The organism is Acinetobacter sp. PFS20 (genome assembly GCF_052261015.1).
Taxonomy (GTDB): Bacteria; Pseudomonadota; Gammaproteobacteria; order Pseudomonadales; family Moraxellaceae; genus Acinetobacter.
Map to the genome: position 1 here is coordinate 1,952,279 of NZ_JBPVZE010000001.1, position 21,324 is coordinate 1,973,602.

Below are 21,324 nucleotides of genomic sequence, written 5' to 3' on the forward strand. Positions count from 1 at the left end.
GTTGGACTGCGATCAAATGATCATCTGTCTGGAGTTCAGATGATCATAGAGAATAAAACAAGGCTATCTATAAAATAATAGATAACGAAGAATACTTAATTTAATTAAATACTCTTAATACCTATTATGAGGATGGTTGGATATTTTTCAATCAAATTGTGTAACAAAAAAAAGAGAGCCGAAGCTCTCTTTTTTCACATTTTAATTAGTGACGTGCTGCTTTTGAACCTTCCACCGGTTTTACAATCGGTGTTTTAGGTAAAGGCTTTGGCATCGAAACTAATGCTAAAGGCAAGATGTCATCAATACTTTTCACAGCTTTGATTTCTAAACCTTCTTTAACATTGGCTGGAATTTCTGCCAAATCACGAACGTTATCTTGTGGAATAAATACAAGTTTAATACCACCACGGTGTGCTGCAAGAAGTTTTTCTTTTAAGCCACCGATACGCATTGCACGACCACCTAAGCTTGTTTCACCAGTCATTGCAATATCAGGACGAATCGCAATACCTGTAAATGCTGATACAAGCGCAGTTGTTAATGCTAAACCAGCAGATGGACCATCTTTTGGTGTTGCGCCTTCTGGTAAGTGAACGTGTACATCAGTTTCTTCAAAACGAGAAGCTTCAATACCTAGCTCATCAGCACGTGTGCGTACTAAAGTCATTGCTGTGGTAATAGACTCTTTCATTACGTCGCCGAGTGAACCAGTCGTAATGAATTTACCTTTACCTTTGACAGCTGCAACTTCAATGGTAAGCAACTCACCACCTACAGATGTCCAAGCTAAACCATTTACGCGGCCTACTTGCGCTTCATCTTCTGCAATACCAAAGTCAAACTTGTGTGGACCTAAGTATTCTGGAAGATTGGCAGAAGTCACATCAAGTTGTAAGTTTTTAGACTTTTTACTTACTGCTTCTTTTACCACTTTACGCGCAATTTTAGACACTTCACGTTCTAAATTACGTACACCAGCTTCACGTGTATAGCGCTGAACAATGTCACGAATCGCTTCTTCATGAATTGTTAACTCTTTTGCACGCAGACCATTGTTCTTAATCGCTTTTGGAACAAGGTAACGTTCAGCAATGTTAACTTTTTCATCTTCGGTATAACCCGGTAGACGAATAACTTCCATACGGTCAAGCAATGCCTCAGGAATATTCATGCTGTTTGCAGTACAGATGAACATCACTTCAGATAGGTCAAGATCAAGATCTAAATAGTGATCGTTGAACTTACTGTTTTGTGATGGATCTAATACTTCAAGCAATGCAGAAGCAGGATCACCACGGTAGTCTTGTGCCATCTTGTCAATTTCGTCGAGTAAGAACAGTGGGTTCTTCACGCCAACTTTTGTTAAAGACTGCACGATTTTACCTGGCATCGCACCAATATAAGTACGGCGGTGACCACGAATTTCAGCTTCGTCACGTACGCCACCGAGTGCCATACGAACAAACTCACGACCTGTTGCTTTCGCAACTGATTCACCAAGCGAAGTTTTACCTACACCAGGAGGGCCTACTAAACATAGGATAGGACCTTTGAGTTTTTTAACACGAGACTGAACAGCTAAGTATTCAACAATACGATCTTTAACGTCATCTAAGCCGTAGTGATCGGTATCAAGAATCTCTTGAGCTTTCGCAAGGTTAATGCTGACTTTGCTCGCTTTATTCCACGGCGTATCTAAAATTACTTCTAGATAGTTACGTACAACAGCCGCTTCACTAGATGCAGGTTGCATTGCTTTAAGCTTACGGAACTCAGCTTCAGCTTTTTTACGTACGTGTTCAGGTAAATCAGCTTCAGTTAGACGTTTTTCTATTTCAGCAACGTCATCTTCAGCGCCACCATTCATGTCAGAAAGTTCACGTTGAATGACTTTCATTTTTTCATTTAGAAAGTATTCACGTTGGTTTTTTTCCATTTGGCGTTTTACGCTGTCATGCAAAGTTTGTTCAATTTGCTGTTCGGCAGATTGATTAACCAAGTAGCTCATAAGCTCTTGCAAATGTGCTTCAAATTCATCGTGCTCTAAAAACTTCTGTTTAATTTCAATATTTAGAGGTACACGTGTAGCCACGAAGAACATAAGCTGTAGCAAGTCTTCAATTTTATTAGCAGCTGCAACGAGTTCACGTGCATTACGTAATTTTGCTTCAGCATATTGAGCAAATAAATTACGCAACTCTTGTAAACGAGTTTCTTGAGTAGCTTTATCTACGTTAATTGTCATTGGACTTAAGCTATGCTCAGCAGTCAAATGGCTATCTTCATCGATAATTTTTTCAAGCTTAGAGCGCTGTAACCCTTCAATCAGTACTTTGATACAGTTTTCATCATTCTCATGATTTACAACCTGAACAATCTTAGCGACAGTTCCGTACTGATAAAGGTTATCGTGATCAATATCTTCTGTAAGCGAATCTTTTTGCGCAACTACAAATACTAAATTGTCACTGTTACGAGCCACATCAACTGCATTGATCGATTTTTCACGACCCACGAATAACGCAATTTGCATGTGTGGATAGACCACTACATCACGTAACGCTAAAAGTGGTAATACACTTGGAACCTGAGGCTCTAAGTCAGTTTTTTCATTCATAATAAGTTCAGACATGGGCACTCCTAATGAGTGACAACGAGGTTGCCATGTTTTTTATAGTGATGTGTATTTCAAAAATTACAAGGGCCTCTCTATAGAAAATGTGGAAAAAATGACTAATTTAGTCAACTTTTTTATTAAAATATTATGAATCAATGGATTAATTCTTAAGAAGAATATAATTTTGTAGAAAGGATAGGTAATTTAGCTTAATAATTATGAAATATTCATATAGTAGAAAAGACGTTTGGATGGAAAATAACCATTTTCTTATGTCATTTATCGGCATTGTATAATTAACAATAATGCAAAACTTATTTAATGTTGAACATTAAATAGCCGTGTTACTATAAATTGGTAAATCGGTCTGTCACGTAGAAGTAACCATCCTTAGGGTGGTTACTTTTATGATTTTAGGGGCATTAAAAACTTAAGACTAATTTTAATTTTCATATAAATATTATCTTTTAAAATAATAAATATGTTGAGGGGTGAGTAAAGCATCTAAAGGTTGATCCCAACTTTGACGTTTTAAAGTATGTTCAATAAATTGAAATTGATGAGCCATTCCCAAACGATAAGGTTTATGTTTTGCACTAGCCAATGTACGGTCATAATAGCCGCCTCCCATACCAATACGCGTACCGTAGTGATCACAAGCTAAAAGTGGCATTAACAGTAAATCAAGTTTTGATACATGTTTTCCTCTTGTTGCCATGGGTTCTTTCATACCCAATGGATGATGAGAAAAACGTCGATTTAAATATTGGTTTCTAGATATTTTTACCCAAACTAAACGTTGATTCATAGAACAAATCATAGGTAAATAAACTTGTTTATTTTTTTGAAAACATAATTTTATGATCAGATCTGTATGAACTTCTCCGAAGGCATGCAGATATAAACCAATTTTTTTTGATGAATGAAAAATAGCAAGACTGTTTAAATGATGCAGAACATTAAGCTGAGCTTTTTTTTGCACTAAGGGGGACAAAGAGCGTCTTTTAGATCTTAAATTTTTTCTAATAAAAGTAAGTTCATTCATGCGTAAATCTAACAAAGATTTGAGATCAGTCGAGCAAAATTATACCTATTTTCTTAAGATTTATGGAAATAGAGGACTAATTAAGAAATAACTTAAAATTTACTTGATGCGAGGTATTTTCTTTAGCGATAAAAAATTCTATTTCTTTACGTATTACCAGTATTTATTTACATTTAATCAGATAAGAATATTTAAAAGGATGAATGTGAAATTGTTAAACCTATGAAGTTAAAAATTTTAACCACTACAATAAGCGCCGTATTGATGCTAGGCGGGTGTACAAAACAAACAGAACCTGAAGCTGCTGAAGTGGACTATAAAGCTCAATTCGAAGAGTCTGACCGTAAAATTGGAGAGTTTTTAGATCAACTGGATAATCCGAATACGCCACAAGAAGTTAAAGTCAAAATCTTGTGCCATGACTATCCTGAGGTTTATAAGACCCAATATATGCCTGCATTAATTAAAATTTCACCTAAACCTTATACCGAAGAAAAATTATTGTCAGATTTGAAGAGTGCAACTGATTACTACAAAGATGCCTTTGCAATTAGGTGTAACCAATAATTAATTGATGTTTTAACCCTCAAAAAATCCGATAAGTGTGAATTGATTGGCATTATTAAGTTGTGGTAAATTTCATTTTGTCTTTATAGTTGCTAATTTAGGGGGTTCTAGATATGGAAATCTTGAAATTCTTACAGAGTTTTAATACCGTCGGTACATACTTAACGATTGCTTCAACTGTTTTAGCTGGGCTTATTATTTATTTTTACGTGATTAATCCAGCGTAATCTTTTAAAAAGAAATAGTAAGAAATCTTCTATTTCTTTTTTTATAATTAAATTTTGTTATAAATTTCAAACTATAAAAATAAGGTAGGATCATGAAGTATAAATTATTTTTTCTTAGTTTTTTAGCTTTAGGATGTCATGCCGACGACAATGTAAGTGATCCTGATATTTGTAAGGTGGTAAAAAAAGTGGCTCATACTGTCATGGAAGCACGCCAACAAAAAGTTCCATCTCAAGACTTGCAACAGATAGCGAATGGTCTTGAAGACCCAAAAGCCAAACAACTTTACCAAGATTTAATTAATTCGGCTTACTCTGCCAAAGTATTTAGAACCAGTTTCTTTAAAAGAAAGGCAATAGAAGACTTTCAAACAGGCTGGTATGAAGAGTGTCTGAGTAGAAATAAGAAATAATATTAGAGAAGGCGGAGTAGATTAATCAGTTAAGCTGCAATTTAATGTTTAAAAAGAAAATTTTAGACTGAAAGGTCTGTATGCAAAGCTAAATTAAAATAAATATTTTGAATTTCTCTTAAAGTTAAAACTAAATGCTCCGAAGATGCCGCTGCATGTGTCGTTACCCTGAACCCGATGAGTTCAAGGTGGACGCGACGTATACTTGCTGGGTTTCCTACACGAGGGTAGGCATACACTCTAAATATACAGAACACATCCATAAGTTTAAGTATCGGCAGGGGAATAGACCCGCTGGCGAACATCCCAGAGACAGTTTAAGTATAACCGATCTGACCATGTTGGCAATCACCTAAACCTCTGGAACTGTAAACTTAGTTTGCGTTTGATGAAGCTTTGTACATTCACAGGCATAAAGTAATTTGAATTACACTTAATAGTGCCAATAAAAAACGCCTTGCATCTATTATTCATAGAGCAAGGCATTTTTGTATGGATAATTTATTTAAACAATTTGTTCAACATCATCCAATATCGTTTGCAGTAAACGTTCACAGTGAGTGTATTCTTGCAAAGACTTATTAAGGCTCAGTACTTCTTGAGTCAGTTGTAAAGCAACCATAATGACCAATTTGTTGTGTTCAACACGTGGAGCACTACGACGCATCTCATTAAATTTCTCATTGAGAAGTTCTGCTGCACGTTCAAGTTCATCTTTTTTGTCTAAAGTAGTCGCGAGTCTAAAGGTCTGCTCAATCAGCCTAAGCTCTACCATGACTTGTTCACTCATGATTGGGTCTCCTCACCAGTTTCAGCATTAGGATGGGCAAGCTGCTGAATTTCTTGGGCATGCTGATCTTGGGCAGTGCCTAAAATTCCTAAACGTTGAATAATGGCTTCAACTTTTGATTTAGCAAGCTCATTTTTTTGTAACAAACGATCACGATCTTGTTGTAAATCGTGAAGTTCTTGTTGAGTTTGACGCTGGTGGGCTTGTAACTTTTCTTTTGCAACACGTAATTCATTACGTTCGGCAAGAATTTCTTGAAAACGATTTTTTAAATCAGTCGTACTTTTTTCTAATCGGCTATAACGTTCCGCAAGTGTGTTAGCATCCTGATTCAACTGTTGAAATTGACCTTTTAACTGAGATAGTTGCTCAGTTACCGACTCAATTTCCTCTTGTTTTTTAGTGATAATACTATTTTTTTGCACAACTTGTGCGTGATGCTCTGTTTCAGCCAGTTCTTTAGCTTCTGAGAGTGCCGCATGTTCACTCTCTAAATGATGTAAGCGTGTTTTTAATACGCTAATATGCGCTTGTAGCCGCTGTAATTGTTCTAACATAACGAGGTCGCACAGAATTGCAATCAAAGGTAATATATACAAAGTATAGAGATTGGATAAACGAATGCAAGACGATATTTCAGGCTGGACAGATTGGAACGCTCATTTTGAAGGAATTGAAGAAATTTCAAGCCCTAGTGAGTTACATGGTCTATTAACAGGTATTGTTTGTGTGACAGAAGCGCCAACGCGTGAACAATGGTCACAAATTTTAACAACCCTTAATGTGCCAGAGTTAAGTGAAGATGCTTTAACGCTTTTAACTGATGAAGCAGAAGATGTCGTTCACGCTATATCTGATGATGAATTAGATTATTTACCAATGCTTCCTGATGATGAGCACCCACTTCAAGAGCGTGTACAAGCATTATCAGATTGGTGTGCAGGGGTTGTATTAGGTTTTGGTTTAGCATCGGGTCATATTCGTGATGATGAACGTGAGTTGATTGAAAACCTTCAAGACATTGCAGCGGTCGAATTTGAAGACTCTGATAATGATGAAGAAGGCGAAAGCAGTTACGAAGAATTGTATGAATTTGTACGCTTAATCCCTGTAAGTTTGTCTATTGGTAGGAAAAAAATTACTGTAACTGAAAGTTCTTTATTGAAAAACTTTCATGCAAAAAGTAAATCTGCTGCTGTAGACACAGAACAAAATATTGTAGAAATGTTTACTCCACATCGCCCAAGCTAATTGAGGCGATGTGTTATTGGTTGTATTTTATTTTTTGACTTTAAAATTCTAAATCAAGTAGATCATTATGAAATTGCCTCAAGCTGATTTTCGACATCGTAGAGACCGTCTTGCAGAAAAAATGGGTCCAAATAGCATTGCAATTATTGCAACGCGTGAGGAAATGTACCGTAATCGTGATGCGGATTATAAATTCCGTGCCGATAGTAGTTTTTTCTATTTGACTGGCTTTGTCGAGCCTGAGGCAGTTGCTGTCATTGAAACCTTCGACGATGAGGAATATAGCTATAGTCTTTTTTGCCGTGAACGTAATCGCGAGATGGAAATCTGGAATGGTTTCCGTGCCGGAGTTGATGGTGCAGTTGAAGACTATGATGCTGATGAAGCATATGTAATTGATTTGCTTGATGAAGAAATTATTGAAAAATTATTAAATAAAGAGCGTCTTTATTATCGGATTGGGCACAATGCTGAGTTTGATGCGCGGGTGAGCCAGTGGATTAAAAAAGCAGATGCCGAGCACCGACATGAAAACGCTCCGGCTCAATTGCTACAGCTCGACCGTATTGTTGATGAAATGCGTTTAGTTAAGTCACCACAAGAACTTGAGTTGATGCAAATTGCTGCAAATATTAGTGCTGAGGCGCATACGCGTGCGATGCAAACGGTACACCCAGAAATGATGGAATATGCTCTGGAAGCTGAACTCAATTATATTTTTGGGAAAAATGGCTGTGTTCCGTCTTATAACAGTATTGTCGGTGGCGGCGCCAATGCTTGTGTTTTACATTATGTTGAAAATAATAAGCCACTCAAAGATGGTGATTTAGTCTTAATTGATGCTGCATGTGAATATGAATTCTATGCTTCGGATATTACCCGTACTTTTCCGGTCAATGGTAAATTTAGTGCTGAGCAAAAAGCATTATATGAAGTTGTATTGGCTGCCCAATATGCAGCGATTGATGCAGTTCGTATTGGTAATTCATACCGTGAACCTCATGAAATAGCAGTTAAAATTTTAACTGAAGGTCTAGTTAATTTAGGTTTGCTCAAAGGTGATGTTAACGAACTCATCGAAACCGAAGCATACCGTCAGTTTTATATGCATGGAACAGGTCATTGGCTAGGCATGGATGTACACGATGTTGGGTCTTACAAAAAAGGTGAAGACTGGCGTCAATATGAAGAGGGTATGGTCATTACAGTTGAACCTGGTTTATACATCGCACCAGATGATGAAACTGTAGATGAAAAATGGCGTGGTATTGGTATTCGTATTGAAGATGATGTGGTCGCAACCTCGAAAGGACCACGAGTTTTAACTGCTAATGTGGTTAAAGATATTGCAGATATTGAACATTTAATGGCGCAAGCTAAAGCATAATTAAACGTATTCGCCAAAGGAGCAAAACTCGATGCAACAACAAGTGATTATTGTAGGTGGGGGAATGGTGGGTTTGAGCCTTTCACTCATGCTCGCGAAGGCTAATATTGCGGTAAAGCTATTAGAAGCTGTGAAATACCCAAACTATGATGATCAAAATGTTGCTCCTTACCATTCGAGTTTTGATGCGCGTAATACGGCTTTATCGCGTCGTAGTGTACAGATTTATCAAAAGCTGGGGTTGTGGGATGCATTACAGCAACATGCGACTCCAATTTTGCAAGTCCACATTACCGAGCAAGGCAGTTTTGGTAAAGCACGTTTAATTGCAGAACAAGAAAAAGTCGAAAGCTTTGGGCAGGTAATTGAAAATGCTTGGCTTGGTCGTGTGTTGTTAACTCAAGTGCGCCAACAACCTTTGATTGAGCTAATTGATGGCGTACAGGTTACCGCTTTAACTCAAGATGTTGAACAAGTATATATTGAAGCTCAGCGTGGTGAGGAAATCTTAAAGCTTGAGTCAAAATTATTAATTGCGGCTGATGGACGCGATTCGTTTTGTCGTCAGGCAATTGGCGTGGGTGTTGATGTTCACGACTATGATCAGGTTGCAATTGTCACTACGGTTCAGACATCAAAACCGCATGAACAGGTAGGTTTTGAGCGTTTTAGTGCATTAGGCCCTTTAGCCTTATTGCCTTTACCGGGTGAATATCGCCGTTCGGTTGTATGGCCTGTGAAAAAAGGCACTGAAAATGAATGGTTGGGCGATGAAAATGACCAGCATTTCTTAAGTGCTTTACAACAAACCTATGGTGACCGAGCGGGTAAATTTGAAAAAACGGGTAAACGTTTTAGCTATCCACTTTCACAAGTGCTTGCACATAAACAAGCTGTTGGTCGTGTTATTTTAATGGGTAATGCAGCGCATACAATTCATCCGGTTGCAGGGCAAGGTTTTAATTTATGCCTACGTGATGCAGATGTTTTGGTGCGTTATTTAGTGAACCAGTTAACCACTTCTGATGATTTGGGTAACCCTGATAATTTACTTGCCTATGAACAAGCTCGTTTATCAGATCAGCAGCGAGTAATTAAGTTCTGTGACACTGTCGTTCGTGGTTTTAGTAACCAAAATCCATTATTAAAATTAATTCGTAATACAGGATTAATTGCGTTTGATGTCATTCCGGGTGTAAAACCATTGGTGGCTAACTATGCAATGGGGTTAAAAGCATGAGTGAAGTGTTGGATGTCGTCATTGTTGGTGGTGGATTAGTTGGTGGTTTAACTGCTTTATTACTTGCGCAAGGCGGGGTACAACCCACAGTGCTTGATGCGGCTCCTGTACTTGATGTTGAGAAAACATTAAGCGTGATGAATCCACGTGTTTTAGCACTTAGCCAAGCGACTATTCATTTGCTTAAAACGGTAAATGTTTGGGATGATCTTGCACGCCAAATGCCTTATACAGGCATGCAGGTCTGGAATATTAATGGCTATGGTGAAATTAATTTTGGTCAAGACTCTGCACGTCAGCCTTTAGCTGAGCAAGCCTTGGGTTCAATGGTGGAACCAAGTGTACTGAACGTTGCTATTCAGCAAAAAATGTTGCAGCAGCTTACAGATTACCGTACTCAAGTGCGTGTGACGCGTATTGGGCAAGGTGTTGGATGTTGGCATATTCAATTAGCAGACGGTACTACGCTTAAAACTAAACTGCTTATTGGTGCAGATGGTGCAAATTCATTTGTACGTGAACAGGCTTTTATTGACCTTGATGTACTAGATTACAAACAAGCAGCTATTAGCTGTGCAATTAGAACAGCAAAGCCCCATCATTATGTTGCCCGCCAAATTTTCTTACCTACGGGACCATTGGCATATTTACCAATGGCAAGTCTTGAAGAAACTGAAAATGGATACTGGCAATCAATTGTCTGGACACTACCAGATGATTACGCCGATGAATATTCGGCTTTAAACGATACCGCCTTTATGCAGCTTTTAACTCAAGAAAGCCAACACATGTTGGGTGAGGTGTTAGATGTTCGTTCAAGAGCACAATTTCCGCTCAAAGCTCGCGCTGCAAAACAATATGTTAAAGCAGGCTTAGCTTTGATTGGTGATGCAGCACATGTGATTCATCCACTTGCTGGACAAGGGGTAAATATTGGCTGTCTTGATGCGGCAGTACTGTGTGATGTGTTGCTTCATGATTTAAAGCGTGGTGTATGGGCACATGAGCAAACTTTATTGCGCTATGAACATCGCCGTAAAGGTCAGAATGATGCAATGATGCATAGCATGTCGGCAATTGGTTGGCTTGAAAGCAGTGAGCTATTTCCAGTCGTGTGGGCTCGCAATATGGGGCTTAAGCAAGTTGAGCTGACTCCGGTTTTAAAAGACCGATTTATGCAACAAGCAAATGGTTTAGGGGCTTTACAAAGTACCCGCTATAGGCATTAAAATATTTACTGGGTCTATACTCTACTGAATGAATTAAATACCAGTAGATATTTTTTGAACAATCATTTATATATCATTACCAATTTGGTTAAAAAAGATACGGAATTGACCAAATTGGCTCTTTGCTAAATGCAAAGAGATTGCTAAATTTCTGAGGTCTTGGAACCATAGCGATGATGCAATAAAAATCATTGTGGGGAGTGTGAAATGTCAGATATCAATGATTATGAAGATGCAGAAGATTCTGCTGTAGATGAAGATGAAGCGAAAGCAGCCGAAAGCGGTGCAGCTGATGAAGAAGCAGGCAGTATGAGTGATACTGACCTTGCCGAGGCAGAAACGCTGACTGTAACTGCTAAACAGAAACAGCGCCAAGCGTTGGAAGATGAAGTTGCCGCATTTTTAGCTCGAGGTGGTAGAATTACCGAAGTTCCTCCTGATGAACATAGCGACCATTAATCTTAAAAAAGCATCACATGAGTGGTGCTTTTTTATTTGTATGAACTTATCAAAATAGGTTTAAGGCGAGCTTTGCAGTTCTTTTAAAATTCCACACTCATCCACTGTTCGATTGGTAGAGCAGTGCTGTTTTAAATCAATTAAAGATTCTTTTAAAAGTAATAATCGTTCAATTTTTTCTGATACTTCATTTAAGTATTTATCTACTAAATTATCAATTTTCGTACATGCCTGTTTAGGCTCAGCTTTCATTTCTTTTAACGTTTTAATATCACTGAGTGAAATATCTAATTCGCGGCAATGCTTAATAAACAATAGGTCGTTGAGAGTCTGCTCGGTATAAACACGATAATTATTTTCTGAACGTTGGATACGATCAAGTACACCTACTTTTTCGTAATAACGGATCGTATCAATTGGAACATCCGCTTTTTTTGATAATTGACCAATAGAAAGACTCATAAGGCTTGACTCTGGAGCTACTCAAGGGTTTTTAATGACTATAAAAGAGTTCTTGAGGAAATAAAATGGCTGGATGTGGTTGTGCTTCAACATGTTCTCCTTCAAAGAAAGTGAGTCCACGTTTTAGAAAAGCGTTATGGATTGCACTTGTGATTAATGCTTTGATGTTTGTAGTAGAAATATTGGGCGGTTATAAGGCTCAATCTGTTTCGCTATGGGCTGATGCATTAGATTTTGCCGGAGATGCAGCAAATTATGCATTATCTTTAGTTGTGCTTTCGATGAGTTTATATTGGCGCGCAACAGCTGCATTACTTAAAGGAGTAACGATGGCCGCTTTCGGTATTTTTGTTATTGCAAAAGTGGTCTGGTCATATTTTTATGGTGTTTCACCTGAACCAATGGTTATGGGAGCAATTGGTGTGATGGCTTTAATTGCTAACGTTTCAGTCGCGCTTATGCTCTATGCGTACCGTGACGGAGATGCCAATATGCGTTCTGTCTGGTTGTGCAGCAGAAACGATTCTATTGCCAATATTGCTGTGATTTTAGCGGCCGTTGGCGTATTTGGAACAGGGAGCGTATTTCCAGATTTATTTGTTGCCTTTGTAATTGCTTACTTAGGTGTGTCCTCTGGTTATGCTGTCATAAAACAGTCTCAGCAAGAAAGAAAACAGTCAAAGCTAGTGTTGGGTTCTCAAGCATAATTTTGAGCGCATAAAAAGTACCATTCAGACATGGTACTTTTTACTGTTTGAATGCATTAGATGAGAAGCGATATTGCAATACTCCACATAACGCAACCAATAATGAAATCTAAGATTTTCCATGCTTTAGGATTGATAAATAATGGTTTTAATAACCTTGCGCCATAACCTAAACTGAAAAAGAAAATCCAAGAGGCAACAATGCTGCCCAAAGCAAAACTAATTTTGTCTTCTAGTTGAGTTGCAACTGAACCAATCAGAACAATGGTATCTAAATAGACATGTGGATTAAGCCAAGTAAAGGCGAGACAGGTCACTAGTGCTTGAGTTAAAGTCTGTTTCTCGCTGCTATCAAGCTCCATACTCTGGGTGGTTTTTAAGGCTGCATAGAATGCTTTCGCACCGTAGGCCAATAAAAACGTTGCCCCTAAATATTTAGCGACCGTAATTAAGATGGGTGATGCTGTCATGATTTCGGCAAAACCTAATACACCAAAAGCGATTAAAATCGAGTCGGAAAGTGCACAGATTAAACATAGCCAAAATACATATTGCTGTTTAAGCCCCTGTTTTAGAACAAAAGCATTTTGTGCTCCAATTGCTACAATAAGCCCGCTACCAATACCGAAACCTTTAAAAAATATACTAAGAGAGAACATAACAATAAGGTGGAAAAATCAGATGTGGGAATTATCTGACTTTTTCTTAAGAAATAAGTAAAATTAAGAATATTTAGGTTTGGCTAAAAAAAAATTAGGTTTGATATGTTAGATAGCAAACAGTGTGAAGCCTTTCTTGCAGTCGCAGAAGTGGGAAGTTTTGATGCAGCAGGTGAGTATTTATATATTACGCCGTCGGCAGTGTCTTTACGCGTGCAAGCTTTAGAAAAGTATTTAGGCCAAATTTTAATTATCCGTGGTCGCCCATGTGTACTCACACAAGCTGGACAAACGTTATTGCAACATTTACGTCATACGAGATTAATGGAGCAAAACTTATTACAAGGTTTGATGGGCAAATCATCTGAATCGGAATTCTATAAAATTGCTCTCGCGTCCAATGCAGATTCGCTAGCGACTTGGCTTTTACCGAGCATTCAGCAAACACTTTTTAAAGAAAAAATAGTCTTAGAACTAAAAATTGATGACCAATCGCATACGCATACTTTATTAGAAACAGGGCAAGTCAACGCATGTATTTCGGCAGAAGAGCAAGTCATGTCAGGCTGTTTAGCTCAACCACTTGGGAAAATGCGTTATAAAATGTTGGCTTCTGCTGAATTTGCAGCTGACTGGTTTAAACATGGCGTAAACCGAGAAACTTTAAGAAATGCACCAGCTGTAATTTTCAACCATAAAGATCTTATGCATTCAGAGGTATTACTGAAATATTATGGTTTGTCTTTGCAGAGCTATCCTTATAGTTTTATTCCTGCTACTGATGCGTTTGTGAAAGCAATTCAATTAGGTTTGGGGTATGGCATGGTGCCTGAGCTTCAGGTGCAATCTTTATTAACCAATGGAACTTTAGTAGACGTTATACCTGAAGCTGAACTCGACATCCCATTATATTGGCATCACTGGAAAAGGCAGTCGAAGCAACTTGATGCACTGACTGAAACGATTGTTCAGTCAGCGAAATATATATTGAGATAGCGATTAGGTATTTTAAAAAGCCAGAAAGTTTGTTCTGATTTTTGAAGTAATTTTGTCTATAAGATTAATTATGCAAAATTAACAGATGTTGATGACAAATATCCTGTGTCATCACCATACCTAATTAAAAATTAAGATTGTGTTAACTCGAGCGCACGTTGATAAGCGACTTTTTTCTTAATTCCTGTTAAATCGGCAGCAAGTTGAGATGCCGCTTTAACAGACAAATCTTGAAGTAAACGTTTTAAAAGTTCATCTAGTTTTTCTTGTTCTAGATCTGTTTTTGCAGCTGCACCACCCACGATCACTACAATTTCACCTTTTTCTTGATTGTGGTCATTTTCAATAAAGTTGACCAAATCTTTTAAAGTCATTTTTTTGATGGTTTCAAAGGTTTTGGTAATTTCACGAGCAAACCCTACAGGACGGTCTTCACCAAATACCTGAGCCATATCTTTAATAGACTCTAAAATACGATGAGGTGCTTCATAGAAAATTAAGGTCTGGGTTTCATTCTTAAGTTTTTCTAATTGAGAAATACGTTGTGAAGCTCTAGATGGTAAAAATCCTTCAAAGCTAAAACGATCACTCGGCAAACCTACCGCACTTAAGGCAGCAATAGCAGCGCATGCACCAGGTACAGGAACAACTTTAATGCCGTGCTCTTGAGCAGCACGGACTAATTTAAAGCCTGGATCACTGATGAGTGGTGTACCTGCATCACTAATTAAAGCAACACTATCGCCAGCAAGTAATTTTTGAACTAACTGCTCAATTTTATTGCTTTCATTGTGATCATGACATGCAGTAAGTTGAGTCGATATATTATAGTGCTTAAATAATTGTGCTGATTGGCGAGTATCTTCGGCAGCTACAATAGAAACTGATTTTAAAATATCAATTGCACGGAAAGTCATATCATCTAAGTGCCCGATTGGGGTGGCTACAACAAATAACTGAGCACTCATTTGGTCTTACTCCGTACAGATAAACAATTTTAATCGGGTAGTTTACCCGAAATTATGATTTGGGCGTGAACAATGTCTGTTAGCTTAAGCTTTTCGAAAATGATCTGATTTTCATTTGTTCAATTCAGATCTGATATGTCAGATGAATTTAAGAAAATAATTTACGCATAAAAATATCTAGAGATGCTTTTCATTGGGGAAATTAAAAATGTTATTGGCGCAACAGTTGGGGAAATGGGCGGAGCAAACTGCTTTAAGCCTTTTGCAAGCGCAAAACTATGTGTGGGTGACAAGTAATTACCATTCACGCCGTGGCGAAGTTGATTTAATCGTCAAAAAAGGGCAAGAGTTAGTTTTTGTTGAAGTAAAAGCACGTACTATAGGAAATTATGGACAAGCTTGTGAAACGGTAACGTGGACAAAACAGAAGAAAATTATCAAAACTGCGATGCGTTTTTTACAGCGCTATCCATCTTATCAGGATTTTTATTGTCGTTTTGATGTGATTTGTTTTGATTTTCCACAGAAAATTGCAAAAACAGTACAGCATGACTTTTCAAAATTCCATTATGATCTGCAATGGATCGAAAATGCATTTACTTTGGATTAAGAGTTCATTACTCTTTTGAGCAAATTTAAGTCTGATGCTTTATGATCAAGCCAAGAAATTGATAGGAGTCTGGTGGAGTGTTAAACCGTATTGCTGTAACAATGCTTTGTGTCGCAAGTTTATCAGGTTGCGCAAGTTTTATTTCTGGTGGAACAGGCACAGCTCCAGTGGGCACAGATAGTGGTGTCCGCAGTCTAGGCCAAGTATTCATTGACTCTTCAATTAAACGTACAGCAAATATCAACATTTATAAACTTGATCAACGTTTCAAGCAGTCACGTATTAATATTGAAAGCTTCCACAGTACAGTTTTATTAACTGGCCAAGTGCCAGACCCGTACTTGAAACAATTGGCAGAAGACAACCTTAAAGCCATGAGTGATGTGAAAGCTGTACATAACTATATTACGGTGGGTAACAAGGTTAGTTATAACACCATCATGCAAGATGCCGGTGTAACAGCAAATACACGTGCTCTTTTAATGAAGGCACCTGTGGTTTCTGATAGTAAGGTACTTGTACATACCGAAGACGGTGTACTTTATGTAATGGGCCGTTTAAATACAGCTGAAATTAACGATTTAAATAGCGTCTTACAAAACGTCGGTAACGTCACCAAAATTGTTACTTTAATTGATAATGTCGATTTGGCGCCTGCTCCAGCAGCAAGTACTGGTAGCGCAACGACTACACCAATTATTAATAACGTCATTGCTCAACCAACAGTTCAAACACCTGTTGCAATTGATCCTGACCAAACAGATCCTGCTTCGACCGCACAGTAATATATGAATCTGATTGAACAAGTACAAAGCAAAATTGAACAGGCGCGAACTTTCTATAAAGATTTCCGCCTGTATGATTTGGGGAGTTTTGCTTTAAACCGTTTTACGCCAAAAGATGGTTTTGAACAGGTTCCAAATGTTCGTTATGGGCTAAAGCCTCGCCATCGTTTGGATATTTATCGATCTGTTAAAAAGCTTTCCCACCAGCCTCTTATCATCTTTGTGCATGGTGGGGCGTGGCAACATGGTAATAAACGAGATTATCTCTTTATTGGTGAGACCTTTGCCAAAGAAGGCTATGACGTTGCTGTTATTAACTATCAGTTAGCACCTAAAAATATTTTCCCAAGTTTTGTTGATGACCTGACTCAGGCATTGAATTATTTGCATCAAAACCAAGACAAGCTAGAAATCTCTACAGAAAATATTGTACTTATGGGGCATTCTGCAGGTGCATTTAATGTCATGTCCGCTGTTTATCATCCTGATTCAACTAAAATTGAGTGTCTAGGGAAAATTAAGGCAATAATTGGTTTGGCTGGGCCTTATCATTTTGACTATAAGGGTGACCCACTGGCCGAAGATGCTTTTGATCAAGCTATCTCTTATAAAGAAGTTATGCCATATTATTTCGTCAATCAAAATAATATTAAACATTACCTTTTGATGGCTGAAAATGATCAGATTGTGAAAAAGCACAATACTTTAGATATGGATTCAGCACTTAGAGAAAAGGGAAATCACAGCCATATTGCCGTGATTCCTAAAACTGGGCATATTACAATTTTGGCCAGCCTTTCTAGTTTTATTAGTCATTATTTCAGAACGAAAAGAACGATCTTACATTTTCTTGAAGAAGTGTTTTAAACGAGAGTCTCGTTTAAAACACGGCAGATTACCCTGCTTGGGTAATCTGCATAATCATTGAATGAGCAATACTTCCCTTAAATGGAATCTCAGGTAATTGATCAATTTTGAAGAATTGTGCATCTGCAATTTCTTCTTCTTGAAGCTTAATTTCACCCGACTCATATTCTGCCCGAAAAGCTACCATAAGGTTACTTGGGAAAGGCCAAGGCTGACTTGACATATATTGAACATTTTTGAGTCTTAGACCTACTTCTTCAAAAGCTTCGCGTTGTACCGCTTCTTCAAGCGTTTCACCGACCTCAACAAAACCTGCAATCAAACCATACATATTGGTTTTATTGTGGACTGACTTCGCTAGCAAGATTTCATCATCACCACGAGTAATGACGGTAATAATGCAAGGGTTTACACGAGGGTATTGGTGATAACGACAAGAAGGACACACCATTGCATATTCACTTGGATGAACTTCTGTCGGGTGTCCGCAGTGGCTACAAAACTTATGATTGCGTCGCCATTCAAGTAACTGTACAGCTCGGCTTGCTTGTAAGAACTGTTCTTTCGACCAACTTGTAATGAGTTGACGAATGGGAACCAGTTGTAAGCCTTCGGGGATAGTTTCCTCAGCAAGCAAATCACGTGCAATGACCTGCTCATCATGAGTGAAAAGTAAATCACTTGCTAACTTTTCGACTTTGGGTAGTTGAAGGTTTTGGTCAACCAGTAATTGTTGATGATGAAAAATATAAGCAAGTGATAATTCAGACATTAAGCTGCCTTTTCTTGAAGTTGTTGACTACTCGACAATGCTACATTAAACATGGATTGTAGAACAGGTTGTTTATTTTTTAAATTGTCAACCAACATGTCAAGGCCCGCTAATACGTTAAAAATACAGTGAATTTGATCTGTATTAAACGGCTGGTTTTGTTCAAGTTGTTGTTGAACAAATTGAGCAGTTTGAAGTAAAGCATTTTGTTGAATGGTACTTCCTAGAAACTCGGCCGCACCTGCTAGCTCTTTTAGTGAACCTGCAATTGCTTCAATATTCTGTGTTGAATCATTTGCATATAACGTAAGACTCTGACAAATAAAATCAATTAAATTTTTTGTCTCGGTGAGTAAGGCTTGATGTGCTTCATCAAGGCGATCTAAAGAAATATTCGTATTATTCACGTTAAGTTGTAAGCGACTAGACGTATATTGGCGGACCAAAATACCAATTGAGTTCATGGCAGATAAAATACTGTCCATAAGCTGCTGTGCGTAGTTTTCATTACTTAATAGATTGAGCTGACTTAAACTGTTAGCTTGTTGAGAAAGCTCAACTGAGGCTTCATCAAGGTTAAGTAGTTTGAATGTATAAGCGAGCTGTAAAAGACTCGTTTGCAATTGTTGTGCTTTTTCAGTCGACATATTTTGATAGTTATATTCAATGTCATTACGCACTTTGTTCATCTCGCTCAAAATTAATTGGCTAACTGCGTGCATGGTATCGAAGTCAGGACCAAAAAGGTGACGGCTTAAAACCAGTAGTTGCGTGTCTGTCGGTGTTTCATCGCCTATATGAAGTTGGTTGCGAATATGGTGAGCAACTTCATCTTCTTGAGCAATGACAATACTTAAAATATCTGCAAGTGCAGGCAAATCAGGCTTGAAAGTTTCTGGCGTTGCTAAGAATTGACCAATATAACTTTCAATATTAATGAGTACACGTAACCGTGAATCATTTAAAAGAAGGTGATCAATATGGTCAAAAGTATAATTTACGAGTTGCCAATATTGTTGGCTTGACTGGTGTTTTGCCATGCTGACCAAATAGGTACCGATCAGTTTAAAAGCTTGATAATGATGAGTAGCTTCTGTTTTATTTAAAAGTTGATGTAGAGATAGTTTATAGAGTTGATGAATAAACTGAGTTTTTTCATTAATGAATACTTCTGGGAATGCAAGTTCAAGCGAAGCATTTGCAAGTAAAGGAGCAATCGCTTGCCCAGAAGAGGTCAGTGGTTTATTTAAAGCTAATTCTAAATTATTTAAGGTATTAAGAAGAAACTGAGGAACTTGTAATTCACGCAAGCAGATAAACTCAATATATCGCTTTACCATGGTCGTGCCTTCACTCAGCGCAACGACATAGTCGGTATTAATTTGCGTTGGTTTCGCAATAATTTTTTGCATCAGCTCAGTTGAATATTGAGTGATTTTTGCAAGATAGGGGATATCAATTAAACGTAGGACTTGAGTGCATTGCTTAAATTGTTCTAATGCATCATCAATACCAAAAGGGAGCGTTTGTTCTTCAATTAAAGTGCTTACTGCACCTTCAACCAGTTTTATTGAGCGATCAATTTCATGTTTGATGATGAGTAAAGCTGTTGGATCGAAATGAATCGAAGTATGCTCAGACATAAACGTTCCCCTTTGAAAAAAAATCAATTGTTATATTCGTAGTGCTCGGTAATTTGAGCTAAAAATCTATGTGACTAATATAACTTAACTTACAAAGGGGAAAAGCTAAAAACGCTAAAGAATCAAAAATTTATTTTGCAAAAAGGCAAGGTTCTCCATGTTTTTTCTCAAATTCTTTGACCCAAGTCTCATGTGTATTTAACTCTTCTTCAGAAGGGTAAATAACGGGTAGGTCAATTTGAATCCTAGTTTTATTTGTTGTGTTCTGGCTATTTTCACTTTGGGATAAGGCATCTATATCAAAAGAAACCTGTCCACCTGTCATTGCTAGGTAAACGTCTGAAAGAATTTCAGCATCGAGTAATGCGCCGTGGAAAGTACGGTCACGTGCCGGAATTTCATAACGTCTTACAAGGGCATCAAGCGAGTTTTTTTGTCCTGGATGTTTGCTTTTTGCTAAAGCTAATGTATCTGTTACTTCACATACTTCAGAAAGTGCGGGAAGGCCAGCACGTCTAAACTCCATATCAAGGAAGTTCATATCGAAGGTTGCGTTGTGGGCAATAATCTCTGCGCCTTTTAGATAATCAAAAAGCGTATCGGCAATTTCTGCATAGAGCGGTTTATCTTTTAAGAAATTATCACTGATACCATGGATATTTTCTGAGTCGCCCACTGGTTTTTGCGGGTTAATATAAATATGAATTGAGCTACCGGTGAGTTTCCGGTTAATCATTTCAATAGCGCCCACTTCAATAATTCGGTCGCCATCTTGGAAATAAAAACCAGTGGTTTCCGTATCGAGAATCAGTTGTCGAGGCCCTTGTAATTGTAATTTGGCTTCGGTCAAAACAATTTGAGGATGAATATTATTAATGGGTTGCTTACTTTCTGTCTCAGCAGCTTCAACTTTAATAACTTCTTCCTCCACAATAATCATCTCAACTTCTTCGGACTGTTCAAGATCAATATTATCTTCTTCGGCTACTTCTGCCATATCAAACCCAAAAGGATCATCAAGCAACCAATCCTCTTCAGGCTTTTTTATATCTTGCAGGGCAGTCACTTGAACTGTTTTTTTTTGCAGTGCAGTTTGATCGGCTCCGATATTTGCAAGCTCATCGGCCATTTCGTTGCCTGCATGTCCAGCATGGCCTTTAATCCAGTTCCACTCAATATTTCTACCTGCACATACAGCATCTAATTTTTGCCAAAGGTCAGGATTTTTTACATCTTTCCAGTTTTTCTTTTTCCAGCCATGAATCCATTCAGTAATGCCTTGCTTCACATAATTTGAATCTGTCCAGATAATTAAATGAGCATCGAGTGGGCAAAATGAAACGCCTTCAATCGCAGCAGTAAGCTCCATGCGGTTATTGGTTGTCTCAGGCTCACCGCCAAATAATTTATGCTCACCCTGCTCGGTAATGACATATGCGCCCCAACCACCTAAACCCGGATTGCCACGACATGCACCATCAACATACAGTGTGATTGTTTGAGACATAAATCGAAACCTAAACTAAAAGAAAAAGAACTGAATATGGTGTATTGTATACGCAAAAAGTTCGGTTCCATCGTTACAAAGCAAGGTTTTTTTAATTTCTTGTAACATTTCCATGCAAAT

The 21,324-nt window shown here is 37.9% G+C and carries 23 protein-coding genes and 1 other RNA gene; 13 read left to right on the top strand and 11 right to left on the bottom strand.

The annotated features are described in order from the left end of the window. Positions 1-205: 205 nt before the first annotated feature. Both lon and ACS125_RS09215 read right to left on the bottom strand, forming a co-directional pair. Positions 206-2,635 (bottom strand): endopeptidase La, encoded by a 2,430-nt coding sequence (gene lon, locus ACS125_RS09210; protein ID WP_004793933.1) that lies wholly within the window; start codon positions 2,633-2,635, stop codon positions 206-208. A 445-nt stretch (positions 2,636-3,080) separates the two neighbouring features. Further along, complete coding sequence (locus ACS125_RS09215) at positions 3,081-3,665, bottom strand: 5-formyltetrahydrofolate cyclo-ligase (protein WP_312821423.1); 585 nt, start codon at positions 3,663-3,665, stop codon at positions 3,081-3,083. Between the two features lie 222 nt (positions 3,666-3,887). Between ACS125_RS09215 and ACS125_RS09220 the strand changes: the two genes are divergently transcribed. From ACS125_RS09220 to ACS125_RS09230, 3 genes are all read left to right on the top strand, one after another. Further along, positions 3,888-4,232: a hypothetical protein gene (locus tag ACS125_RS09220; RefSeq protein WP_440202744.1), complete on the top strand. Its 345-nt coding sequence runs from the start codon at positions 3,888-3,890 to the stop codon at positions 4,230-4,232. Between the two features lie 113 nt (positions 4,233-4,345). Further along, positions 4,346-4,459, top strand: a complete 114-nt coding sequence (locus ACS125_RS09225) for a hypothetical protein (protein WP_004793930.1) — start codon at positions 4,346-4,348, stop codon at positions 4,457-4,459. 92 nt (positions 4,460-4,551) lie between these two features. After that, on the top strand, positions 4,552-4,872 hold the full coding sequence (locus tag ACS125_RS09230) for a hypothetical protein (protein WP_174732920.1): 321 nt from the start codon (positions 4,552-4,554) through the stop codon (positions 4,870-4,872). Between the two features lie 132 nt (positions 4,873-5,004). Here the strand turns inward: ACS125_RS09230 and ssrS are convergent. The 3 genes from ssrS to ACS125_RS09245 form a co-directional block, all read right to left on the bottom strand. Beyond that, positions 5,005-5,188: non-coding RNA, 6S RNA (ssrS, locus tag ACS125_RS09235), on the bottom strand. 189 nt (positions 5,189-5,377) lie between these two features. Beyond that, positions 5,378-5,662, bottom strand: a complete 285-nt coding sequence (locus ACS125_RS09240) for a cell division protein ZapA (RefSeq protein ID WP_003652859.1) — start codon at positions 5,660-5,662, stop codon at positions 5,378-5,380. After that, positions 5,659-6,219: a hypothetical protein gene (locus tag ACS125_RS09245; protein ID WP_003652857.1), complete on the bottom strand. Its 561-nt coding sequence runs from the start codon at positions 6,217-6,219 to the stop codon at positions 5,659-5,661. The genes ACS125_RS09240 and ACS125_RS09245 overlap by 4 nt, the downstream gene beginning before the upstream one ends. A 64-nt stretch (positions 6,220-6,283) precedes the next feature. Between ACS125_RS09245 and ACS125_RS09250 the strand changes: the two genes are divergently transcribed. From ACS125_RS09250 to ACS125_RS09270, 5 genes are all read left to right on the top strand, one after another. Beyond that, positions 6,284-6,913 carry a UPF0149 family protein gene (locus tag ACS125_RS09250; RefSeq protein WP_353157571.1) on the top strand — a complete coding sequence of 210 codons (630 nt, stop codon included), beginning with the start codon at positions 6,284-6,286 and terminating at the stop codon, positions 6,911-6,913. A gap of 67 nt (positions 6,914-6,980) precedes the next feature. Beyond that, the gene (gene pepP, locus ACS125_RS09255; protein WP_443271669.1) at positions 6,981-8,300 is read left to right on the top strand and encodes a Xaa-Pro aminopeptidase; all 1,320 of its coding nucleotides are present in this window, start codon (positions 6,981-6,983) and stop codon (positions 8,298-8,300) included. Between the two features lie 31 nt (positions 8,301-8,331). Continuing rightward, the gene (locus tag ACS125_RS09260; RefSeq protein ID WP_296517981.1) at positions 8,332-9,540 is read left to right on the top strand and encodes an FAD-dependent monooxygenase; all 1,209 of its coding nucleotides are present in this window, start codon (positions 8,332-8,334) and stop codon (positions 9,538-9,540) included. Further along, positions 9,537-10,769: an FAD-dependent monooxygenase gene (locus tag ACS125_RS09265; protein ID WP_443271672.1), complete on the top strand. Its 1,233-nt coding sequence runs from the start codon at positions 9,537-9,539 to the stop codon at positions 10,767-10,769. Before ACS125_RS09260 ends, ACS125_RS09265 begins: the two co-directional genes overlap by 4 nt. Before the next feature lie 207 nt (positions 10,770-10,976). Further along, on the top strand, positions 10,977-11,228 hold the full coding sequence (locus tag ACS125_RS09270) for a hypothetical protein (protein ID WP_004793919.1): 252 nt from the start codon (positions 10,977-10,979) through the stop codon (positions 11,226-11,228). Between the two features lie 60 nt (positions 11,229-11,288). Here the strand turns inward: ACS125_RS09270 and ACS125_RS09275 are convergent, their stop codons facing one another. Next, a complete protein-coding gene (locus ACS125_RS09275; protein ID WP_004793916.1) occupies positions 11,289-11,690 on the bottom strand; it encodes a MerR family transcriptional regulator in 402 nt (133 codons plus the stop codon). 65 nt (positions 11,691-11,755) lie between these two features. Between ACS125_RS09275 and ACS125_RS09280 the strand changes: the two genes are divergently transcribed. After that, complete coding sequence (locus tag ACS125_RS09280; protein WP_443271674.1) at positions 11,756-12,397, top strand: cation transporter; 642 nt, start codon at positions 11,756-11,758, stop codon at positions 12,395-12,397. Positions 12,398-12,453: 56 nt separating this feature from the next. Here the strand turns inward: ACS125_RS09280 and ACS125_RS09285 are convergent, their stop codons facing one another. Then, positions 12,454-13,056 (bottom strand): LysE/ArgO family amino acid transporter, encoded by a 603-nt coding sequence (locus tag ACS125_RS09285; protein WP_174759986.1) that lies wholly within the window; start codon positions 13,054-13,056, stop codon positions 12,454-12,456. A gap of 105 nt (positions 13,057-13,161) precedes the next feature. Between ACS125_RS09285 and ACS125_RS09290 the strand changes: the two genes are divergently transcribed. Continuing rightward, entirely contained in the window at positions 13,162-14,052 is an 891-nt protein-coding gene (locus ACS125_RS09290; protein WP_151963486.1) for a LysR family transcriptional regulator ArgP, read from the top strand. 131 nt (positions 14,053-14,183) lie between these two features. Here ACS125_RS09290 and rsmI read toward each other — a convergent pair whose 3' ends face one another. After that, positions 14,184-15,020: a 16S rRNA (cytidine(1402)-2'-O)-methyltransferase gene (gene rsmI, locus ACS125_RS09295; protein WP_443271677.1), complete on the bottom strand. Its 837-nt coding sequence runs from the start codon at positions 15,018-15,020 to the stop codon at positions 14,184-14,186. A 208-nt stretch (positions 15,021-15,228) separates the two neighbouring features. On the opposite strand from rsmI, the gene ACS125_RS09300 reads away from it, so the two are divergent. The 3 genes from ACS125_RS09300 (at position 15,229) to ACS125_RS09310 (ending at position 17,282) form a co-directional block, all read left to right on the top strand. Next, a complete protein-coding gene (locus ACS125_RS09300) occupies positions 15,229-15,630 on the top strand; it encodes a YraN family protein (protein WP_443271679.1) in 402 nt (133 codons plus the stop codon). A 77-nt stretch (positions 15,631-15,707) separates the two neighbouring features. Continuing rightward, the gene (locus tag ACS125_RS09305; protein ID WP_004793906.1) at positions 15,708-16,415 is read left to right on the top strand and encodes a BON domain-containing protein; all 708 of its coding nucleotides are present in this window, start codon (positions 15,708-15,710) and stop codon (positions 16,413-16,415) included. A gap of 3 nt (positions 16,416-16,418) precedes the next feature. Continuing rightward, complete coding sequence (locus ACS125_RS09310; RefSeq protein ID WP_238611990.1) at positions 16,419-17,282, top strand: alpha/beta hydrolase; 864 nt, start codon at positions 16,419-16,421, stop codon at positions 17,280-17,282. A 28-nt stretch (positions 17,283-17,310) separates the two neighbouring features. Here ACS125_RS09310 and nudC read toward each other — a convergent pair whose 3' ends face one another. The 3 genes from nudC to dnaQ form a co-directional block, all read right to left on the bottom strand. After that, the gene (gene nudC / locus ACS125_RS09315) at positions 17,311-18,054 is read right to left on the bottom strand and encodes an NAD(+) diphosphatase (protein ID WP_174727890.1); all 744 of its coding nucleotides are present in this window, start codon (positions 18,052-18,054) and stop codon (positions 17,311-17,313) included. Beyond that, the gene (locus ACS125_RS09320; protein ID WP_443271682.1) at positions 18,054-19,697 is read right to left on the bottom strand and encodes a chemotaxis protein; all 1,644 of its coding nucleotides are present in this window, start codon (positions 19,695-19,697) and stop codon (positions 18,054-18,056) included. Before ACS125_RS09320 ends, nudC begins: the two co-directional genes overlap by 1 nt. 130 nt (positions 19,698-19,827) lie before the next feature. Continuing rightward, entirely contained in the window at positions 19,828-21,204 is a 1,377-nt protein-coding gene (gene dnaQ, locus ACS125_RS09325; RefSeq protein WP_443271684.1) for a DNA polymerase III subunit epsilon, read from the bottom strand. Between the last annotated feature and the right edge of the window lie 120 nt (positions 21,205-21,324).